This is a genomic window from Streptomyces catenulae (genome assembly GCF_000718015.1).
In the GTDB taxonomy this organism is placed as follows: Bacteria; Actinomycetota; Actinomycetes; order Streptomycetales; family Streptomycetaceae; genus Streptomyces; species Streptomyces catenulae.
Genome location: NZ_JODY01000028.1, coordinates 22,545 through 43,250 on the forward strand (window position 1 = coordinate 22,545; position 20,706 = coordinate 43,250).

General features: G+C 72.2%; 16 protein-coding genes and 1 pseudogene. 10 read left to right on the forward strand and 7 right to left on the reverse strand.

Translation table 11 applies throughout. From position 1 onward, the window contains the following. Positions 1 to 161: 161 nt before the first annotated feature. Both IF23_RS0122315 and IF23_RS34650 read right to left on the reverse strand, forming a co-directional pair. Positions 162 to 1,610, reverse strand: a complete 1,449-nt coding sequence (locus tag IF23_RS0122315) for an MFS transporter (protein WP_051739808.1) — start codon at positions 1,608 to 1,610, stop codon at positions 162 to 164. After that, the gene (locus IF23_RS34650; protein WP_030286399.1) at positions 1,603 to 1,788 is read right to left on the reverse strand and encodes an MbtH family NRPS accessory protein; all 186 of its coding nucleotides are present in this window, start codon (positions 1,786 to 1,788) and stop codon (positions 1,603 to 1,605) included. The genes IF23_RS0122315 and IF23_RS34650 overlap by 8 nt, the downstream gene beginning before the upstream one ends. A gap of 23 nt (positions 1,789 to 1,811) precedes the next feature. Between IF23_RS34650 and IF23_RS35455 the strand changes: the two genes are divergently transcribed. Continuing rightward, complete coding sequence (locus IF23_RS35455; protein ID WP_281179997.1) at positions 1,812 to 1,943, forward strand: hypothetical protein; 132 nt, start codon at positions 1,812 to 1,814, stop codon at positions 1,941 to 1,943. 334 nt (positions 1,944 to 2,277) lie between these two features. On the opposite strand, the gene IF23_RS0122330 is transcribed toward IF23_RS35455, so the two are convergent. Together IF23_RS0122330 and IF23_RS0122335 are read right to left on the reverse strand one after the other, a co-directional pair. Beyond that, the gene (locus tag IF23_RS0122330; protein ID WP_030286401.1) at positions 2,278 to 3,126 is read right to left on the reverse strand and encodes an NmrA family NAD(P)-binding protein; all 849 of its coding nucleotides are present in this window, start codon (positions 3,124 to 3,126) and stop codon (positions 2,278 to 2,280) included. Further along, entirely contained in the window at positions 3,123 to 3,548 is a 426-nt protein-coding gene (locus IF23_RS0122335) for a nuclear transport factor 2 family protein (RefSeq protein ID WP_030286402.1), read from the reverse strand. Before IF23_RS0122335 ends, IF23_RS0122330 begins: the two co-directional genes overlap by 4 nt. Before the next feature lie 86 nt (positions 3,549 to 3,634). On the opposite strand from IF23_RS0122335, the gene IF23_RS0122340 reads away from it, so the two are divergent. Both IF23_RS0122340 and IF23_RS33710 read left to right on the forward strand, forming a co-directional pair. Next, positions 3,635 to 4,231, forward strand: coding sequence for a TetR/AcrR family transcriptional regulator (locus tag IF23_RS0122340; RefSeq protein ID WP_030286403.1), 597 nt, complete (start codon positions 3,635 to 3,637; stop codon positions 4,229 to 4,231). Positions 4,232 to 4,335: 104 nt separating this feature from the next. Continuing rightward, positions 4,336 to 4,946, forward strand: a pseudogene (locus IF23_RS33710) (transposase). Positions 4,947 to 5,050: 104 nt separating this feature from the next. Here IF23_RS33710 and IF23_RS0122345 read toward each other — a convergent pair. The 3 genes from IF23_RS0122345 to IF23_RS0122355 form a co-directional block, all read right to left on the reverse strand. Then, positions 5,051 to 5,974, reverse strand: coding sequence for an aminoglycoside phosphotransferase family protein (locus tag IF23_RS0122345; protein WP_030286404.1), 924 nt, complete (start codon positions 5,972 to 5,974; stop codon positions 5,051 to 5,053). Between the two features lie 257 nt (positions 5,975 to 6,231). Then, a complete protein-coding gene (locus tag IF23_RS0122350; RefSeq protein ID WP_078654182.1) occupies positions 6,232 to 7,491 on the reverse strand; it encodes an MFS transporter in 1,260 nt (419 codons plus the stop codon). Between the two features lie 74 nt (positions 7,492 to 7,565). Then, complete coding sequence (locus IF23_RS0122355) at positions 7,566 to 8,180, reverse strand: ArsR/SmtB family transcription factor (protein WP_078654175.1); 615 nt, start codon at positions 8,178 to 8,180, stop codon at positions 7,566 to 7,568. 314 nt (positions 8,181 to 8,494) lie between these two features. Here IF23_RS0122355 and IF23_RS0122360 point away from each other — a divergent pair, with 314 nt between their 5' ends. From IF23_RS0122360 to IF23_RS0122390, 7 genes are read left to right on the forward strand one after another with little or no spacing between them, the layout of a single operon-like run. Next, on the forward strand, positions 8,495 to 8,779 hold the full coding sequence (locus IF23_RS0122360) for a phosphopantetheine-binding protein (protein WP_051739820.1): 285 nt from the start codon (positions 8,495 to 8,497) through the stop codon (positions 8,777 to 8,779). An 8-nt stretch (positions 8,780 to 8,787) separates the two neighbouring features. After that, positions 8,788 to 12,090 carry a non-ribosomal peptide synthetase gene (locus IF23_RS0122365; RefSeq protein WP_157848057.1) on the forward strand — a complete coding sequence of 1,101 codons (3,303 nt, stop codon included), beginning with the start codon at positions 8,788 to 8,790 and terminating at the stop codon, positions 12,088 to 12,090. Further along, complete coding sequence (locus tag IF23_RS0122370; RefSeq protein WP_051739811.1) at positions 12,087 to 14,783, forward strand: type I polyketide synthase; 2,697 nt, start codon at positions 12,087 to 12,089, stop codon at positions 14,781 to 14,783. The genes IF23_RS0122365 and IF23_RS0122370 overlap by 4 nt, the downstream gene beginning before the upstream one ends. Continuing rightward, entirely contained in the window at positions 14,780 to 18,061 is a 3,282-nt protein-coding gene (locus IF23_RS0122375) for a non-ribosomal peptide synthetase (protein WP_051739812.1), read from the forward strand. Before IF23_RS0122370 ends, IF23_RS0122375 begins: the two co-directional genes overlap by 4 nt. Continuing rightward, positions 18,058 to 18,894 (forward strand): thioesterase II family protein, encoded by an 837-nt coding sequence (locus IF23_RS0122380; RefSeq protein ID WP_078654176.1) that lies wholly within the window; start codon positions 18,058 to 18,060, stop codon positions 18,892 to 18,894. The genes IF23_RS0122375 and IF23_RS0122380 overlap by 4 nt, the downstream gene beginning before the upstream one ends. Continuing rightward, entirely contained in the window at positions 18,887 to 19,078 is a 192-nt protein-coding gene (locus tag IF23_RS0122385; RefSeq protein ID WP_030286418.1) for an MbtH family protein, read from the forward strand. The genes IF23_RS0122380 and IF23_RS0122385 overlap by 8 nt, the downstream gene beginning before the upstream one ends. Before the next feature lie 34 nt (positions 19,079 to 19,112). Further along, a complete protein-coding gene (locus IF23_RS0122390; protein WP_051739813.1) occupies positions 19,113 to 20,705 on the forward strand; it encodes an amino acid adenylation domain-containing protein in 1,593 nt (530 codons plus the stop codon). Position 20,706: the final 1 nt, after the last annotated feature.

Here is a 20,706-nt window from a genome sequence, read left to right on the forward strand (position 1 = left end):
GGGCCGTACCGTCACGTGCGGAGCAGGTGCCGCCGCTCGACGATCCCGGTCACGAGCGTCGGTCGACGATCCTGGTCACGAGCCGTTCGATGACCGACACCCCGCGGGGGCCGGTTCCGACGACCGCCACCGTGAACCCGTTCGACCTCTCTTCGCCTCTCCTACCGCTGTGTCGGGGGGACGGGGTGTCCGGTGCGCAGCACGTGTGCCAGCGAGAAGCTCAGCAGCAGACAGCCGAGCAGCGCAGCGGTCAGACATGCCTCCGCGATGCCGAAGGCGGTGCCGTAGGCGCGGGCCCCGGTGCCGTCGCCGAGCGCGGCGAAGAGCACGGGGCCGAATCCGGCCACCCCCAGGGCCGATCCGATCTGCATCGCGGAGATCACCAGGCTGGAGATCTGACCGGCCCGGCTGGTCTCGACGCCCATCATGAGCACGCGGGTCAGCGACGACAGGACCAGCCCGTGCCCGATACCGGCCACCACCAGCCCCGCGATCAGCACCGGGCCCGGCCGGGCCGTCGTCAGCACCGCCGTCACCTGGAGCGCGAAGCCCGCCGAGAGCACCGCGAAGCTGATCGGGACGGTGCGCTCACCGGCCACCACGACGAGCTTCGGCACGATCAGCGGGCCGATGATGAAGCCCGCGGAGAACGGCAGGAACAGCAGCGCGGCGGCCGACGCGCTCCGCCCCAGACCGTCCTGTGTGTAGATCCCGAAGCCCATGAAGAACAGGCTGTCGGTGTAGAACCAGAACGCCAGCAGCAGCCCGCGCCAGACCGCCGGACGACGGATCAGATCGATGTCGACCAGCGGCCGGACCCTGGTACGTCGGCGCTGGAAGCGGACGAACCACCAGGCCAGCACCGCGGCGGCGACCAGACAGGCGATCGCCCACGGAGGCCGGTGCAGCGAGCGCCCCACGGACAGCGGGACGAGCACCAGCGCGATGAGCGCGCACAGGGCGGCGGCACCGGCGACATCGAGTGCGCCGGTGCGGTCGCCCGCGTTCTCCCGCATCCACGCCCGTGCGCCCACCAGCGCGAGCAGCCCGACCGGCACATTGATCCAGAAGATCGCCCGCCACCCGAGCCCGAACACATCCGCCTGGAGCAGTAGCCCGCCGCCCACCTGCCCGATGATCGCGCCCAGGCCGAACACGAACCCGTAGGCCGCGATGACGGGCGTTTGGTGCCGCTGCGGGAGCACGGCCCGGAACGTCGCCAGGACCTGCGGCGAGAGCATCGAGGCGGCCAGTCCCTGGAGGAACCGCCCCGCGATCAGGAGGTAGATGCTGCCCGCCAGGCCGCACAGGGCCGAAGCGACCACGAAGCCGGTCAGCCCCGTCAGGAACAGGCGTTTGCGGCCGAACCGGTCGCCCAGCCGTCCGCCGGGGATCAGCCCGACGGCGTACGCGGTGGCGTAGGCGGAGATGACGAAGGGGAGCTGCCCGTCGCCCGCCGACAGGTCCGCCCGGATGTCGGGCAGCGCCAGATTGACGACGAAGTAGTCGATCGGGGCGAGGATCGCCCCCGTCAGCAGCGGCCCGACCGCCAGGACGTCCCGGCGGCTCTCCGTCCCGGAGGTCCGGCCGGTGGTGAGGGAGTCAAGCACGTGAGTGTTCCGTCCGGTCCGCGGTGAGGTACGCCTCGCACTCGCCCCGGGACGCCGGGCCGAACACCTGGTCCCGGCCGTCCGGCATGTCGAACGCGGCGGGCTGGAGCGCGTGTTGGCGTCTGTCGTTGTGCGGCACGGTGGGCGGGGCCGCATCATCGTCGAACGGGTTCGCCACGAGAAGGTCTCCAACTCCGTGGGATGCGTGACGAGGTGAGGGTGCACGATCTCGGCGAGGGCAGCGGCGAATTCCGGCCGCAGCATCTCGTGGTGGGCGGCGTCCAGATGCGCGGTGACCGGCGCCACGCCGGTGAACTGGTGCCACGCCGGTGAGCCGGTGCCACGCTTGGGCGTCCGCGCCCGGGTCGGCGGTCTTCCGGGAGGCACTGTTCCCACCGGCGGTGAAGAACCGGCCGACCTTGCCGTTGGGGGCGCGGGGGAGACGGTCCGGTAAGACCACCGCGGTCGGCACCATGTACTCCGGCAGCGTCGCCCGCAGCGACGCCTTGAGCGCGGACCCCGTCCACCGGCCAACGCCGAGCGCCTCCGGGACACCTCGCTGCGCCCCATCCGGCCCTGACCGAGGAAGGAGGGGATGGCCCGGCCCCCTCGCTCCCCGAGATGACGCGGCGTTCGCCCCAGAACTGCTCATCCTCGTTCTGGAGCATCAACTGCTGCGCCGCGCCTCCCTCTCCATGAGGGCCCGAAAGGTGCGTGGCGGCCGACCCGTGAGGCGTTGGACGGTGTCGGTGAGGCGATCCTCCGCACCTTCGGCGATGGCACGGTCCATATCGGCGAGCATCGTCGCGAACTCCACCGGGACCTGCGTCGTGAGGTGATCGCGCATCTGCGCGTAGGACAGGCGGCGGTGGACCACGGGCCGACCGGTGACCTCGGTGACGATCGTGGCGATGTCGCCGTAGCTGAGTGCCTCGGGTCCGGTGAGGATGAGATCGGTGTTGGGGGCCTGCCTGTCGGTCAGGGACCGGACGGCGACGGCGGCGATGTCCTCGGCGTCGACGAAGCCGACCCGGCCGTTTTCGGTGGCGGTCCAGATGGTGCCCTCGTCGCGGATGCTGCGGGCGTGCGGGTGTGTGCCGGTGAAGTTCTGCATGAACCACGAGGGCCGCAGTACCGCCCACTGTTCGAAGAGGTCGGGCAGGGCCTGGTGCACCGTTCCCACCGCCGGGCCGCCCTCGGGGATGGCCGAGGAGCTCAGCAGCACCGCGCGGCGCACACCGGCGGTGCGGGCCCGACGCAGGAACGGCAGCATGACCGCCGCGGGGTCGGAGTCGCCCACGGGCGGTACGAGAGAGACGTGGTCGACGCCGTTGAGGGCGGCTGCGTGGGTGGCGGGGTCGTGCCAGTCGAAGAGGACCGGGTCGGCGTCGGCGACGGGGGTGGCCTGCCGACTGGCGGCCTTGACGCGGTGGCCTGCGGCCGTCAGCTGTGCGGCGGTGCGACTTCCGGTGGTACCGGTGGCGCCGATGACCAGCGTGGTGCCGGTGGTGGTCATCGGCTGCTCCCGGTGAAGTCGGCGCCGGGCTCCTGGACGGCGAGGGGGTTCCAGTAGTCGCGGTAGGAGGTGATGTGCCCCTCTTGTACCGTCACGATGGCGATGTAGGTCATGTCGAAGGGAGTGCCGCTCTCCCGCAGGCGGCCGACGCCGCGCATCTCGGCCACGAGGGTCTGTGGATCGTCGGTCTGGTGGATCCGCAGGTCGGGGAAGTCGTACAGGTCGATGTGGTCGGGGTAGTGGCGCATATAGGCGGCGATGGCCTCCTTGCCCTCCAGGCGCCGGGGCCAGCCGTCGGGGGCGAACGGGAACTCCATGAGGCCGTCCTCGGCCCAGAGGGCGACCCACGCGGGAATGTTCTTGTCCAGCAAGAGCCGCAGGCTGTGGCGGTACAGATCCGCCGGGGAAGTCGGTGCGGGCATGGGTATCCTCCAACGCGTAGAATCCGGACCCCGGGTCCGCTTTGAAGATACGGACCACGGGTCCGCTTTGCAACTGGAGGAGCAGCATGCCCGAGCGCACGTTCCGCAAGGACGCCGCCCGTAACCGGGAGGCCGTACTCGCGGCCGCCGACGCTCTCTTCGCCCGCTGCGAGCGTCCCGAAGACGTCACCATGGCCGACGTCTCGGCAGCGGCGGGCGTCGGCAAGGGCACGCTCTTCCGGGCCTTCGGTGATCGCGCCGGGCTGCTCCGCGCGTTGTACGAGGCACGGCTCAAACCGGTCCGGCAGGCCGTCGAAGCGGGTCCGCCACCCCTGGGGCCCGCGACCCCACCGCAGGAGCGCGTGCCCGCCCTGCTCGACGCCGTCCTGTGCTTCAAACTCGACAACCGGCGCCTCGCGCTGGCCCTGGAGGAGAGCGGGAGCGGCAGTCCGTACCAGGCGGAGCATTACGAGCGGTGGCACCGCATGCTCCAAGGGGTACTGGAGCAGATCCCCGGCCTGACCGGCAGCGACTTCACCGCCCATGCCCTGCTCGCCGCCACGCGAGCCGACCTCGTCGAGCACCTGGCCGGAGCAGAGCGCGTGCCGCGGGAAAGGATGCGGGCACAGTTGACGCACTTCGTCACCGGAGTCCTGGCCTCCGGCCACGCAGGGGAGGAGTGAGCGAGGGCCGGGCAACTCCATGAGGGGGTGTGGCCTTCCGGGGGGCGGCAACGACCCCGTATCTCAAGGGCAGGTTTTCTTCAGACGCCATTTCAGTTGGCGTGATGGCTGCTGCGCTTGTCGAGCGGATGGCATCGGATGACCTGTGGACGTTGTTCCAGCGGGTGGTGCCGTCGGCACCGGTTCGCCCGCAGGGTGGAGGGAGTGGACCGAAGCCCGGAGGCGGGCCAAGCTGTGCCGCTTGGTCCTGGACGGGTTGGGTGTTCGGGGTGAGCTGGACTGGTCGCGGTGCGTGATCGACTCCGTCAGCGTCCGGGCCCTCACAGGGGGCAGTTGACGGATCGAATCCGACCGATCGCGGCAAGAAGAGATCGAAGATTCCCTTCATCGTCGACCGCCAGGGCTTGCCCCTGTCGGTCGGCATCTCCGCCGTCAACCTCCATGACAGCCAGGCCCTCGTCCCACTGGTCCATGGCATCCCACCCATCCGCTCCCGCCGCGGCCCACGGCGCAGGCGGCCCGGGAAGCCACACGGTGACAAGGGCTACGGCTACCGCCACCTGCGGCGATGGCTCGCGGGGTTGTGGAGTGGACCGTGTCGTGGCTGTCCGCCTGCCGACGCTTCCACCGCCGTTACGAACGCAAGCCCGAACACTTCCTTGTCTTCACAGCCATTGCCGCGACCCTCCTGTGCCACCGCAGACTGACCAAGTGAAGTGCCTCAAGGCCGAACTGCGCCAGGTGGTCAACTTCGTCAGCGGGATCGTCACCCCCGTACGCCGAGCGGATCCACGGGAACCAGTGGGCCCGCCCCGTCTCTCACACCGTGCTGAACCATGCCTCTGCGAGTGAAGGAAGAGATTCTTCGGCAGGTGCGGGCAGTTCTCTCATGTACCAGGGAAGGTTGCTGTACACGTGTAGCAACGTATAGGCCATGAGTTCACGCGGCTCGAAGCTGTTTCCGTATACGTCGGTGAGCCGAGCCAACAGGGCTGGATTTCCGCGGGTGACGAACAGGCCAACACCGACGAAGTCGTAGGCGCGGTCACCGATCATCGCTGGTTCGAAGTCGAACAGACCGGTCAGACGCCATCCGTCGGGGTCGACCAGGAAGTGCTGCTGCATGACCTCGGTATGCAGCAGGGAAGGCTGCGGGGCCCGTGGCAACGGAACCGACGCGAGGAAGTCCGGAATCTGTTCCAGCCATGCCGCTGACAGTCCATGTGCGCGCTGCTGTTCCACCGCGCCGGATTTCTGGAGGTCCAGAAAGGTTCCCCAGTCCTCGGGGCCGAGGGTGTCCCGCAGCGGCTCGGGGCTGAGGGCGTGCAGCGACGCGAGGGTCTCGCCGATCTCGACGACGAGCCGTTCACGATGATTCTGGGGTATGTGCTCCCAGGAGTGGGCGAGGTTCTTGCCGTGGAGCCTGGACATCAGGACGTACTGCCAGCCGTTCTCGTACGGGCCGGAGGCCCGCACCACGGGTGTCGGCACCGGCAGTCGCCCCTGAACATGGGCAAGGACACGGCCTTCGACAATTCCGTCCTGAGCGGCGGCTCCGGGGAAGAGCTTGAGCACGTGGTCGTCACCCACCGCGTAGACCGGCTGTGACCCTTCAGGGAAGCGAACCAGTGAGGTGCCGGAGAACCCGAGACGCGCACAGAGGTCTTCCGCTCCAGGACGCATCACGCTCTCATCGGTGACGACAGCGTCCCAGTCATCATCCGTTTCCACCACAGGCAGCACGAGCGGGACCGTAGGCCACTCCAGGCCAGGCGGCAACGGAGTTTCGTCGACACCATGGCCCACGCGGCCAGGAACCGGGCTGACAGCGAATCGGCGCCGCCACCGGCTGGAACAGGGCCCACAGGTCGCCCGGACGCCATCCGCTCAACAAGAGCAGCAGCCTCACCCCGGACTGCCGCAAGATCATGTCAACTGAAATGGCGTCTAAGTCATCTGGGATGGCCTGGCCGGAGGTAACCGCAGTGGCTTCGCGATGGTCATGGTCGAGGGGCTGTGTCTCGTTCGTCCCGTGGCGATGGTTCGGGTGGGGCGTGTGTGTGGCCGTTGGGGTGTTGGCGGTTCATTTCGCGCCATTCGGGGCGTAGGGCGGTCAGGGTTGTGGTGAGGAAGTAGGTGGCTCCGCTCGCCACCAGCGTGGGTGCGAGGCCGATGGCGCCCATCGCCGCTCCGGCGAGCAGACCGCCGAGCGGAATGCCCGCCCAGGCCAGTGAATCGCTCAGGGCGTTGACCCGGCCGAGTAGTTGACGTGGTATCCGCTCGAAGGAGACTGCTCCCAGGATCGGGTTGAGGAAACCCGATCCGAACCCGCTCACGGCGAACACGGCAAGTAGTGCCCACATCGGTGCGTCCGCAGCCAAGGCCAGGAACCTCGGTGCCCCGGCCAGCAGGAAGCCGATGAAGAACACCGCTCGGCGTCGCATCCGGTGGGCAACCCCTGCGGCGATCAAACTTCCGGTGACCGCCGCGATCCCTCCCGCGCTGCCCAGCAGGCCGATCTCTGCGGGTCCGTTGCCCGACTCCCTGGCCCAGACGGGCAGGAGCACGGTGGTGAACGCCGCGTCCAGCAGATTGGTGATGCCGACCATGACAATGATGGTGAGCAGCAGCGGTTCGCCGCGCAGGAAACGCAGGCCCTCGCCGAAACGCCGCCAGTAGCCGGTGGTTTCCTCCGCCGGGGCGGTAGCCCGTTCCGGTGCGTGTCCCATGTCGCGCGGCAACGCCAGGGCGATGACGACCGAACCCAGGACGAAGCAGGCTCCGTTGATGGCCAGTCCCGCCATCGGGCCGAGGAACGCCACCAGCGTGCCGCCCGCAGCCGGGCTGACGGTGACGGCAAGTCGTTCGACCACGCCGGAGAGGCCGGTGGCCCGTTCCAGCGGCATCCGGCCGCGCTCGGCCGCCTCGGGAACCATGACGTGCTTGGCCAGGTCGCCGGGGCCGCGGGCCGCACCGACCACCGCGACCAGCGCCAGCAGCAGCGGGAAGGAGAGCAGGCCCAGGGCGTGCAGCAGGGGGACCGCGCCGACGGCGGCCGCGCTGACCAGGTCGGTGCGCCAGGACACGGAGCGGGGCCCGACCCTGTCCACCAGCGGTCCGGTGAGCGCCTTCACCGCCACGTAGGGAGTCATTTCGCAGAAGGCCACCAGCCCGGTCTGAACCGCGCTTCCGGTGGTGACGAGAACGAACCAGGGCAGCGCGATCGCTGAGATACGGGTGCCCGCCAGGGACACCGCCATCGCCGTGAGCACCCCGGCCAACGGCCGCAGGCTCCGCCGCTGCGGTAAGCCGTCAGTCGCCTGGGGACGATTCTTCACGATGTCCCCGTCCCGGCCTCGCCCTGGACCGCCGGGCGCCCGGGCGGTGTCTCGGGCCGGTCCAATTCGGGCACGACGTGCGTGATCAGTACGACGCGCTCGGCGCCCTCGGGGGCCTGGGCCGCCTCCTGCGGTGTATCCCGCCGGTAGCGGGCGACCACCGCGGTCAGTTCCTCGCTCAGGGTGGTTGCCTCCTCGGTGGTGAGCCGCAGAGGCCAGTCGCTCATGTCGAAGACTTCCCGCCAGACGCGGGGCATCGTGTGGAACTCGTTCAAGGCGCGCTGGGTGTGCAGGGTGTACGCGGCGGCGACGGACTGCAGATAGGCGAGCGTGGCCTCCGGCTCCTGCTCCACCAGCTCGGAGTCGTTGAGCCATGTCGTCCGGTGTACCGCACGCCACCAGCGTTCCCGTGCGTTCCCGCGTTCCGCGTCCTCTGCGACGAAGCCCGCCGCGGCGAGCTGGCGTAGGTGATAGCTGGCGGTGCCGGAGTTCACGCCCAGCCGCTCGGCCAGACGCGTCGCCGTCGACGGACCGTGCTTGCGCAACAGCCCCACCAGCCGCACGCGTACGGGATGCGCCAGAGCCCGCAGCCCCTTGGCGTCCAGGGCCACCGTTTCGGGGAGCGGTCGCCGCTGGGTGCGCGGGGACTCGATCAGGCGGCGTCCGTGCTCGTCGAGGTCACGGAGCCTGAGGCCCCGGTGCCCCGTTCGGGGGATTTCGGCGGGATCGAGTCAGGGGGGAACACCTGCGTCCGGCTCTGGCGTGGGTGCGGGTGCCGCTGCCCGACAGTGCAGTGAGTGCTTCCCCTTCGGGCGTGAGGGTGGGAACTGGCCGGTGTGGCTTACATCTTGTGGGCGGACAGAGGTTTCACGCATCACGGCGGGAAACCGTCGCATCCTTCACAGCCGGAAGGGGGCTTGTGACCATGGTTTCCAAGTCCGGGCCAGCAGATCAGATCTCGGGCGAGGACGTGCGGCGCACGATCGGTGAGATCTGGAGACAGGTGCTGCGCGTCGAGAAGCTGGGCGACCGCGACAACTTCTTCGAACTGGGCGGTCATTCGCTGACGGCTTCGCAGATCATCTCCCGTATCGAGCGGACGCTGCACGTCGAGGTCCCGATGGGTGAGTTCTTCGAGCGGCCCACCGTCGAGCAGCTCACGGAGTTCGTCCTGCGGTACCTCGGACACGAGGGAAGTGCGCAGGCGTGAGCACGGGCATGAGCGCGGATACGGCCCTCTCCTCGGCCCAGCAACGACTGTGGTTCCTGTGGCAGTTGCGGCCCGACGGCAATGAGTACAACGTGCCCAGGGCCACCCGGCTGCGCGGCGCGCTGGACAGCGACGCCCTGCGGCGGGCCCTCGACCTGCTGGTGGCGCGGCACGACGCGCTGCGCGCCACCTTCCCGACCGTGGCCGGTGCACCGGTGCTGCGGATCGCTGCCGAGGCGGAGGTGCCGCTTCCGCTCACCGATCTGAGCGCGCTGCCCACGGCCGAGCGGGACGCGGCGCTCGACGAGGCGGTGACCCGCGCCGCCCTCGCGCCGTTCGACCTGGCGCACGGCCCGGTGCTGCGCGCGGAACTGATCCGGCTGGCCGAGGACGACCATGCGCTGGTCCTCACCTTCCACCACATCGCCGTCGACGGCTGGTCCATGGGCATCATCGACCGCGATCTGGCCGCCCTGTACGCGGCCACGGTGGCCGGTGACGACGCCCCGTCGGCCGCACCGGCGCGCTCCTACCGCGACTGCGTCGCCGCCGAGCAACGGCTCCTGGCGGGGCCCCGCCGCCACGAGGCACTGGACCACTGGCGGACCGAACTCGCCGGCGCACCGCTCGAACTGGCCCTGCCGACCGACCGGCCGCACCCCACGGCACCGAGCTTCGCGGGGGACAGCCGTGGCTTCCCCGTCCCGCCCGAACTGGCGGAACGCCTCGACGCCGTCGCCGTCCGCCACCGCGTCACCCGCTTCATCGCCCTGCTCAGCGGCTATGCGGCCCTGCTCTCCCGGATGACCTCCACGCCCGACCTGGTCATCGGCGTACCGGTCAGCGGCCGTACGGAGATGGAGGTCGAGGGCACCGTCGGACTGTTCGTCAACATGATGCCGGTACGCATCCGCTGCACCGCGGACACCACCTTCGGGGCGCTGCTGCACCAGGTGCGCGACACCGTCCTCGCCGGGCACGAATACCAGGACCTGCCCTTCCAGCTGTTGGTCGAGGAGGTCCAGCCGGACCGCTCGACCGCCCGCCACCCGCTGTTCCAGACGGTGGTCACCTACGAGGACCTGCCCACCGAGGGCACCGCGCTGCCCGGTCTCGACGCGTCGCCGCTGCCGATCCCGACGCGGACCGCCAAGTACGAACTGGCCCTGCATCTGGCGGGCAACCGGCAGCGCACCGAGGCATGGGTGGGCTACCAGACGGACGTCTTCGACGACCGCAGCGCCGAGCTGATCGGCGACCGCTACCTCCGCCTCCTGTCCGCGGCCCTCGACGATCCGGACACGCCGGTGGCGCAGCTGCCCGTACTCGGGTCCGAGGAGGAGCGGCTGCTGCTCACCGACTGGGCCGGAGCCCCGGAGCGGGCGGCACCGTGCCCCGCGCGGGAGCGGGTCGACCAGCTCGTCGAGCGGCAGGCGCGGGCCCACCCGGATGCCGTGGCGGTCCGCAGCGACGAGGGCGCCTTGAGCTATGCCGCACTGGACCGCGCGGCCGACCGGATCGCGGCCGGGCTGCGCGCGGCGGGCGCGGGACCGGGAACCGTCGTGGCGACCTGCCTGCCGCGCGGCGCGGATCTGGTCACCGCGCAGCTCGGCGTCCTCAAGAGCGGCGCGGCCTATCTGTCGCTCGACCCCGCACATCCCGCGCCCCGGCTGACCGCCCTCCTCGCCGAGGCGCGTCCGCTGCTGACGCTGACCGGCCCGGAGCACCGCGCGGGCCTGGAGTACGGCCGGGTGGAGACGCTCCACTCCCTGCGGGATGCGGGGGACGCACCGGACGCACCGGACGTACCGGATGCACCGGACGGCCCGCCCGCCGCGTCCGCCGGTCCCGACGACCTCGCCTACGTGATGTACACCTCCGGATCGACGGGACGGCCCAAGGGGGTGCTGGTCGAACACCACGCGCTGGCCAACCTGGTGGCCTGGCACCGCGCGGAGTTCGGCATCGGACCGGGCGACCGCTGCACCCTCGTCGCCGCCCCCGGATTCGACGCGTCCGTCTGGGAGACCTGGTCGGCCCTGACCGCCGGTGCCACCGTGGAAGTGCCCTCGGCCGAGACCGTCCTGTCCCCGTCCGAGCTGCGCTCCTGGCTCATCGAACGGGGGATCACCAGCGCCTTCCTGCCCACGCCGCTCCTGGAGCGCATGCTCCAGGAGCCCTGGCCCGCCGCGTCGGCCCTGCGGTCCGTGCTGACCGGCGGCGACCGGCTGCACGGAACGGGCCGAAACCCGCTGCCCTTCCGGCTGGTCAACAACTACGGCCCCACGGAGAACACCGTCGTCGCCACCTCGGGCACGGTCCCGGCCGACGGCGGCGAGCGGGACACCCTGCCCGGCATCGGGCGGCCCGTGACCGGTACCGAGGCGTATGTGCTGGACGCGGAGTTGCGGCCGGTGCCGGTGGGCGTGCCCGGAGAGCTGTACCTGGGCGGGGAGGGACTGGCCCGGGGATACCTGGGCCAGCCCGCGCTGACGGCGGACCGTTTCGTACCGCATCCGTTCAGCCGGACACCAGGTGCGCGGCTGTACCGTACGGGCGATCTGGTGCGTTGGCGGACGGACGCGGGTCTGGATTTCCTGGGGCGTAACGACCACCAGGTCAAGATCCGGGGTATCCGGGTCGAGCCGGGTGAGATCGAGAACGTGCTGCGCGCCCACCCCGGCGTCCACGACGCCGTCGTGGCGGCCGGGAGTCCGGACGGCACCGCGGAGCCCGAACTCACCGCCTACCTGGTGCCCGCCGACGCGTCCGGAGCCCCCGATCTCGCCGCGCTCCTGGACCACACGACGCGGCGCCTGCCCCGCCATATGCACCCGCGCCGCTACCTCCTCCTGCCCTCGGTGCCGCTCACCGCGAACGGCAAGGTCGACCGTACGGCGCTCGCCGGGGCCGCCCGGGAACTCGCCCCGCCGCCCGCCGCCGCGCACCGGCGCGCCAGGACACCGCTGGAGCGGCTGATCAGCGACGTATGGGCGCTGACGCTCGGCCACGACTCCTTCGGGACGGATGACAACTTCTTCGACGCGGGCGGCCATTCGCTGCTGCTGGCGTCGGTCCGCGACCGGCTCACCGCCGAACTCGGCACCCCGGTGCGGATCGCCGACCTCTACGCGTACCCGACCATCGCCACCCTCGCCCGTCAGCTGTCCGGCTCCCCGGGCAGCACCGCCGAGGAACGGCCCGCGGGCCGTACCGGCGGCGACGGCGTGGCCGAACGCCGCCGACGCGGCGCCGCCCGGCTGACGGCGATGCGGGCACGGACCTCTCACGGAAGGGCTGAACGACAGTGACCGCCGAGCACATCAACGAGGACGTCGAGGCGGCGGGCGTCGCGTACGACGACGAGGCCGACGACACCCTCATCGCCGTCGTCGGCATGGCCTGCCGCTACCCCGGAGCCGTGACCCCGGAGGAGTTCTGGCACAACGTGGTGACCGGCGTCGACGGCGTACGGACCCTGACCGCGGACGAGTTGCGGGAGTGGGGCCAGGACCCGGAGCAGTGCGCCGATCCGCGCTATGTCCGCGAGCACGGTGTCGTCGAGGACATCGGCGACTTCGACGCCGCGTTCTTCGGCATCTCGGAACGCGACGCCGATCTGCTCAACCCGCAGCACCGCATCTTCCTGGAATGCGCCTGGGAAGCGCTGGAACGGGCGGGATACGACCCGCTCGCGGTCCCGGGCACCACCGGGCTGTACGCGGGCGCCGGACGCAACGGCTACGCCGCGGTGATCCGGGACCGGGCCGACCGCTTCCCCGGCGTGGACGACCTCACCCTCAGCCTCGCCAACGACCCCGAGCACCTGTGCACCCGGGTGTCGTACGCCCTCGGCCTGACCGGACCGAGCGTGGCGGTCATGACCGCGTGCTCGACCTCGCTGGTCGCGGTGCACACGGCGAGCCTGGCGCTGCTGGCCGGTGAGTGCGACACGGCACTGGCGGGTGGGGTCACGCTGCGGGCGCCCCTGTCCGGATACCGGCACCGGGAAGGCGGGACCATGTCACCGGACGGGCGCTGCCGGACCTTCTCCGAGGACGCGCGGGGCATCGTCGCCGGGGACGGCGCCGGGGTCGTCGTCCTGCGCAGGCTGCGGGACGCGATCGAGGACGGCGACCACATCCACGCGGTGATCCGCGGCTCGGCCGTGAACAACGACGGCCACGACCGCGCCGGTTACACGGCCCCCGGCGTCCGCGGCCAGGAGGAGGTCATCCGCCGGGCGCACCTCGCCGCCGGGGTGTCCCCGGGTGACATCTCGTACATCGAGGCACACGGCACGGGCACGCCGGTCGGCGACCCCATCGAGGTGACCGCGCTTGCCCAGGCGTTCGACGCGGACGGCACCGGCGGGCGCACCACGCGGGACACCGGCGCCGAAGGACCCGTGGCCCTGGGCTCGGTCAAGACGAACATCGGGCACACCGACACCGCCGCCGGAGTCGCGGGCCTCATCAAGACCGTCCTGGCACTGGAGGACCGCACCCTCCCGGCCACGTTGCACTTCACCGGGCCGAACCCGCGGATCGACTTCGCGGCCACACCCTTCGACGTCACCACCCGGACCCGTAAATGGGAGACCAGCAGGCTGCCGCGGCGGGCCGGGGTCAGCTCCTTCGGGATCGGCGGCACTAACGCGCATGTGGTGCTGGAGGAGGCGCCCGACGCCGTACCGGCCGCGCTGCCGCCCGCCCCCGCCGAGCAGCTCCTGGTCCTCTCGGCCCGGACACCCACGGCCCTGGACACGATGGCCGGACGGCTCGCCGAGCATCTGCGCGGGCACCCGGAACTGCCGCTGGACGCCGTCGCCCGGACCCTCCAGCGGGGACGGCACGCGTTCGGCCACCGCCGTCACCTGGTCTGCGCCGACCGCTCCCAGGCACTCGCGGCGCTCGCGGCACCGGCGGCGGACACCGCCGTACGGCCGGAGGCCGCGCCGGACGGGACCCCGGCCGTCCTCGCGTTCGCGGGAACCGACGCGTGGGAGACCGGCTCCGTCCGACGGCTGTACGCGTCCCACCCCGCCTTCCGGGACGCCGCCGACGCCTGCTGCCGGGCGCTGACCGCGCCTCTCGGCCGGGACGTCCAGCGGCTGCTGACCACGGACGAGGCGGTGGCCGGTCCGGAGTCGGAGCGGGTGGCGCGCTTCACCGTCGCCTACGCGCTGGCCCGCACGCTCGTCGACTGGGGGGTGGCTCCCACCTCCGTCACGGGGCGGGGGCAGGGCGCCCTGGTGGCCGCGGGCGTCGCCGGGGCGCTGCCGCTCGCCGACGCGCTGCGGATCGCCGACGCGGCGGTGCGGGGCGCGGAGCCGCTGCGGGACGCGATCCGGGCGGCCGCCTGGCGCAGCCCCGAGACGCCTTGGATCCAGGCCGACACCGGCGCACCGGTGAGCCCGGACGAGGCGGCCGACCCGGGCTTCTGGCCGGAGCTTGCGGAGGACACACCGCCGCGACCGGTCGACGCCGCTGCCCTGGCGGCGGGAGGCGGTCGGCTGGTGCTGGAGATCGGGCCGGGGCGGACCGGCGACGCCCGCACCGCGCTGCTCGACGCCGTGGGCCGGGCGTGGTGCGGCGGCGCGACGATCGACTGGGACCGCCTGCACACCGGACCTGACCGAAGCCGGGTGCCGCTGCCCACCTACCCCTTCGAGCGGCGGACCCATCTGGTGCGGCCCCGGCCCGCACCCGGGACGGCCCGCGCCCCGGAGACCGCCGCCGCCCCGTCGGAGACGGAACGGCCGGGGCCGGACGCGCCCGAGCCGGTCGAGCGGGCCCTCCTCGCGCTCTTCCGGCAGGTGCTCGGCACGCCCGAGGACCTCACCGATCCGGACCTCTTCGAACACGGCGGGGACTCCCTCGCCGCCGTCGAACTGCTCGCCCTGATCGAGGAGCGGTTCGGGGTGGGCATGTCGCTCGACGACGTCTTCGACCACCCGACCGTCAGCGACCTGGCCCGCGTCATCGAAAGGAGCCTCATATGACGGACCTGACTGCGACAGCGCCCGGGCCCACCGGCACGGCGGACGCGGACCCGTCCCATCCGGCCTCCTTCGCCCAGCGGCGCCTGTGGTTCCTGGACCAGCTCGACTCGGGCAACGCCGCCTACAACCTCATGGCCGCCCTCCGACTGCGCGGCCCCCTGGACACCGAGGCACTGCACTGGTCCCTGAACCGCATCGTGGACCGGCACGAGGTGCTGCGCACGGTCTTCCGGGCCGACGGGGAAGGGGAGCCCCGGCAGCGGGTGACGCCCCACCGCCCCCTCGACCTCCCGGTCACCGATCTGACGGGGCAGCCGCGGGAAGAGCGTGACGAGCGGGCCCGGACGCTCATCGAGACGGAGACCGAGCGGGCCTTCGACCTCGCCACGGGCCCCCTCATCAGGACCCGGGTGGTGCGCCTGGACCAGCGGGAGCACGTGCTCGCCGTCATCTGCCACCACACCGTGTGCGACGGCTGGTCCATGGACCGGCTCTTCGCGGAGCTGTCCGAGCTGTACGCGGCGCGCACCGCCGGGCGCGACCCCGCCCTGGAACCGCTGCCCCTGCAGTTCGGGGAGTACGCGGCCCGGCAGCGCGGCGAACTCGCGGGCGCCGAGGCCCGGGCCGCGCTCGCCCACTGGCGGACCCGGCTGCAGGGGGCGCCGACGCTGCTGGAGCTGCCCACCAGCTTTCCCCGCCCCGCCGTACAGGGCTTCGACGGCGCGACGCACACCGTGCCGCTGAGCCCCGGGACCTGGCAGGAGGTACGGGCCGCCGCGGCGCGGCACAAGGCCACGCCGTTCATGCTGCTGCTGTCGGTGTTCGCCCTCCAGCTCTCCCGCCTGTCGGGCGCCGACGACCTGGTCATCGGCAGCCCGAGCGCCGGGCGGGGCAGGCCCGAACTCGCCCCCCTGATCGGCATGTTCGTCAACACCCTGCCGCTCCGTATCGACCTGTCCGGCGAGGTGACGTTCGAGGAGCTGCTGCGCCGGGTGCGGCGCAGTGCCCTGGACGCCTTCCCCCGGCAGGACGTACCGCTGGAGCGGATCGTCACGGAGCTGGGCCCCGAGCGGGCGCGCAGCCACGATCCGCTGTTCCAGACGATGTTCGCGCTCCAACAGCCGCTGTCCGCGCCCGAACTGGCCGGGCTGGCGACGGACATCTTCCCGGCGAGCCCGCGGACGACCTTCACGGACCTCTGGCTGGAGATCCGGCCCCACGCGGCCGGTTCGGACGGCACAGGCGGCGCCGACTGCTGCTTCCGCTACCGCACGGAACTCTTCGACGCGGAGACGGTGGGCCGCCTGGCGCGGCAGTACCAGCATCTGCTGCGCACCGCGCTGGACGCCCCCGGGACCCGGCTGTCGCGGTTCTCGCTCACGGGCGAGCAGGAGACGGCCCGGCTGCTGCGCCAGGGGAACCGGAGCGCCCAGGCGCACCCGTGGGACGGCCCGGTGCACGAGGCGGTCGACCGGCAGGCGCGGCGTACGCCCGGGGCCACCGCCGTGGTCTTCGCGGACGAGCGGCTCAGCTACGCACAACTCGCAGGTCGGACGGGCCAGTTGGCGCGGCACCTGGCCGCGCACGGTGCCGCGGCGGACACCCCCGTCGCGGTCTGCCTGCCCCGCGGCACCGGCCTGGTCACCTCGGTCCTGGCGGTCATGGCGAGCGGCAGCGCGTATCTGCCGCTGTCGCCTGAGGACCCGCCGGCCCGGCTGGTGCGGATGCTCCGCGCGGCGGGCGCCGCCCACATCCTCACCACGCGGGAGCTGGCCCCCGTCCTCGCCGACGCGGGCGTGCCCGTCACGGCCGTGGACACCTTCCCCTGGGAGGAAGGCGGGTGGCCGGACCGGCCGATGGCCCCCGGCCGGGTCGGCCCCGACCATCTCGCGTACGTCATCCACACCTCGGGCTCCACCGGAGCCCCGAAGGCGGTGGGTGTCCCGCACCGCGGACTGGCCAACCGCATCCGTGGCATCCAGGACACCCACGGGCTGGACACCACGGACCGCGTCCTGCACAAGACGCCCGTCACCTTCGACGTCTCCCTCTGGGAGCTGCTGTGGCCGCTGACGGTGGGGGCCACGCTCGTCGTGGCGGCACCGGGCGGCCACCGCGACCCGACCTACCTCGTCGAGCTGATCGAACGCGAGCGGGTCACCACCGTGCACTTCGTGCCGCCGCTGCTCGCCGCCTTCCTCGAAGAGCCCGGGCTGCACCGCTGCGCGTCGCTGCGCCGGGTGCTCTGCAGCGGCCAGGAGCTGCCCCGCGCCACCCGCGACCGCTGCCTGGAGCGCCTGCCCGCCCGGCTGTTCAACGCGTACGGGCCCACCGAGGCGTCGATCGAGGTGACCGAGGAGGAGTGCGCGCCGAAGGCCACCGGGGGAGGGGCACCCGATCCGCGGGTCTCCATCGGGCGGCCGATCGCGGGTGCCGAGGTGTATGTGCTGGACGCGGAGTTGCGGCCGGTCCCGGCGGGGGTCCCCGGTGAGCTGTACCTGGGCGGGGTGGCGTTGGCCCGGGGATATCTGGGGCAGCCCGCGCTGACGGCGGACCGTTTCGTACCGCATCCGTTCAGCCGGACGCCTGGCGCGCGGTTGTACCGTACGGGCGATCTGGTGCGCTGGCGGAGCGATGCGGCTCTGGATTTCCTGGGGCGTAACGACCATCAGGTCAAGATCCGGGGTATCCGGGTCGAGCCGGGTGAGATCGAGAATGTGCTGCGCGCCCACCCCGACGTCCGCGACGCCGTCGTGGTCGCCACCCGCCCGGACGGCGCCACCGGAATACAACTCACCGCGTATCTCGTGCCGTACGCAACCGACGGCTCCCGGGCGGCACCGGACGCCGACGCCCTGGTCGCCGCGGTGGACGACCGGCTGCGCGCCTCTCTGCCCGGGTTCATGGTCCCGTCGCGGACCGTCGTGCTGCCCCGCCTCCCGCTCAACGCGAGCGGCAAGGTCGACCGCGCCGCCCTGCCCGCGCCCGCCGCCCCCGCACCGGCCCCCGCGACCGCCCGCGTGGCACCCGCGGACCACGTCGAGAGCACGCTCGCACGCATCTGGTCCCAGGTGCTCGACCGGCCCGGGACCGATGTCACCGAGGACTTCTTCGCCCTCGGCGGGGACTCCCTCAAGAGCATCCAACTGGTGCACCGGGCACGGGAAGCCGGACTCTCCCTGCGCGTCGGCGACATCTTCCACCACCCCACCGTCCGCGACCTCGCGGCCCATGTGCGGCGCACGGCCGCCCCCGCCGAGCCCCGGGAGGACCGGTGAAGAACCCCTGGCTGCTGCGCTTCCCGCCGCGCCCCGACGCCCGGGTGCGCCTGGTGTGCCTGCCGGGGGCGGGCAGCGCGGCGTCCATGTACCACCCGTGGTCGGCGCTGCTCCCCGACGAGGTGGAGATCTGCGCCGTCCAGCTGCCGGGCCGCGGCGGGCGGTTGCGGGAGACCGCGTTCCGCCGGATGGAACCGCTGGCCGACGCCCTGACCGAGGTACTGCGCGCCGAGTGCGACCGCCCGGTGGTCCTCTTCGGCCACAGCCTCGGCGCCCTGATCGCGTACGAGGTGGCCGCGCGGCTGCGGGCGCTGCCGGACACCTCGGTGGCCGCGCTGATCGTCGCGGCGCACAAGGCACCCCATCTGGGCAGCGCGGAGGTGTCCGGCCACGAGCTGCCGGACGAGGAACTGCTGGCCTTTCTCGATCGGTTGGGCGGCACGCCCACCGGGGTGCTGGCCCGGCCGGACATCCGGCGGCTGGCCCTCCCCGCCCTGCGGGCCGACTTCGAGCTGGACGCCACCTACACGTACCGCGAACGGCCCCCGCTGGACATCCCCCTCAGCGCGTTCGGCGGCACGGACGACGCCCTGGTGTCGGAATCCGAACTCGTCGCCTGGGAACGGCACACGGCACGCGCCTTCCGGACGTGGCACCTGCCCGGCGGCCATTTCTTCCTCACCGGTCCGCACGGCCCCGACATGCTCAGCCGGATGCGTGCCCAGCTGCTCACCCCCGCCCGGCCCGGCCTGCCGGACCACGGCGCACCCCGCACCGGAATCCCCCGCGCGGGGACCGTTCACACAGGAGAGGACCGCGTTGCCCATGTTTGAGGACGATGAGGACCGCCGGTACACCGTGGTCCGCAATCACGAGGACCAGTACTCCGTCTGGCCCGCGGACCGCCCCGCCCCGACCGGCTGGGAATCCGTGGGCGTCACGGGCCCCAAGTCCGTGTGCCTGTCCCACATCGAAACGGCGTGGACCGACCTGCGCCCCCTGAGCCTGCGTTCCTGACAAGCCTGCGTTCCTGACAAGGAGGAGATCCCACGTGCTGGCAGAACTGACGCTGCACCGGCTGTTCGAGGAACAGGCGGCGCGCACCCCCCACGCGCAGGCCGTGACGGACGGCCGACAAACCCTGACCTACCGTCAGCTCGACGAGCGGGCCGCCCGCCTGGCCTCCGCCCTCCTGCGGCACGACCCCGCGCCGGGCACCCGCATCGGCCTCTACCTGCGGCGCGGGGCCGATGTGGTGGCCGCGGTGCTCGCCGTCATGAAGGCGGGCTGCGCCTACGTACCGCTGGACCCCGCGTACCCGCACGACCGGGTGCGCTACATGGCCCGCGATGCGTCACTGGACCTGGTGGTGACCGACCAGGACGCGGCCGCGGTGCTGCCCGACGCCACCGTCATCACCGTCGACGACGCCGTACGCTCCCAGCCTCCGCTGGAGGGCGGCCGGGTGACGGTCACCCCGGACATGCCCGCCTACGTCATCTACACCTCCGGATCGAGCGGCGACCCCAAGGGCGTCGAGGTCTCCCACCGGAACGTCACGGCGCTGCTGGCGGCCTGCGACCGGGTGTTCGCGCTGCGCGGCGACGACGTGTGGACGCTGTTCCACTCGCCCTGCTTCGACTTCTCCGTCTGGGAGATGTGGGGCGCCCTGGCCCACGGCGCCAAGCTGGTCGTGGTCCCCGCCGAGGTCGCCCGTTCGCCCGAGGCCACCCTCGACCTCGTGGTCTCCGAGGGCGTCACCGTCCTCAACCAGGTGCCCTCGGTGTTCCGCTATCTGTCCCGGTCCGCGGTGGCCCGTGCCGAGGACACCGCCGACCGGCCCGCGACGGCCCTGCGGTACGTCATCTTCGGCGGTGAGCCGGTGGACGTGGACGCCGTCCGCGCCTGGCGCGCGCTCCACGGCACCCGTACGGAGTTCTTCAACATGTACGGCATCACCGAGACGACGGTGTTCGCCACCTGCCGAAGGCTGCCGGAGAGCGAGATCGACCCACGGCCGACGACCGCCCCCGACGCCCCGGCTCCCACGGGCACGACCGCCGACCCGGAGCTGAACATCGGACGCCCGCTCGACGGCTTCGAGGTGGTGCTGCTCGACGAGTGGGGAGGCCCCACCCCGCCGGGAAGGGTCGGCGAACTCTGCCTCGCCGGTGACCAGCTGGCGATCGGCTACCTGAACCGCCCGGAGCTGACCGACGAGCGCTACCCCCTCCTCGACGTGGCGGGCACCGGCGAGGCACGGCGCTACTACCGCAGCGGCGATCTGGCCGTGGCCCGGCCGGACGGCAGCTGGGAGTACGCGGGACGCGCCGACGACCAGGTGAAGATCAACGGCTACCGGATCGAGACGGGCGAGATCGAGGCCGCGCTGCGCAGCACCGACGGCGTCCAGGACCTCGTGGTGCTGCCGGTCACCAGCCGGATCGGCGAACGCATGCTCGCGGCCTGCTACACCCCCGGGCCCGGCGTCGACCCGGAGGAGCTGGGCGCGCGGCTGGCGGCCCGCGCCGCCGCGGCGCTGCCCGGCTACATGGTGCCGCGCCGCTTCGTGCCCGTGCCCGAACTGCCGCTGAGCCCTTCGGGCAAGACCGACAAGCGCGCACTCGCCGCACACGTGTCATGAC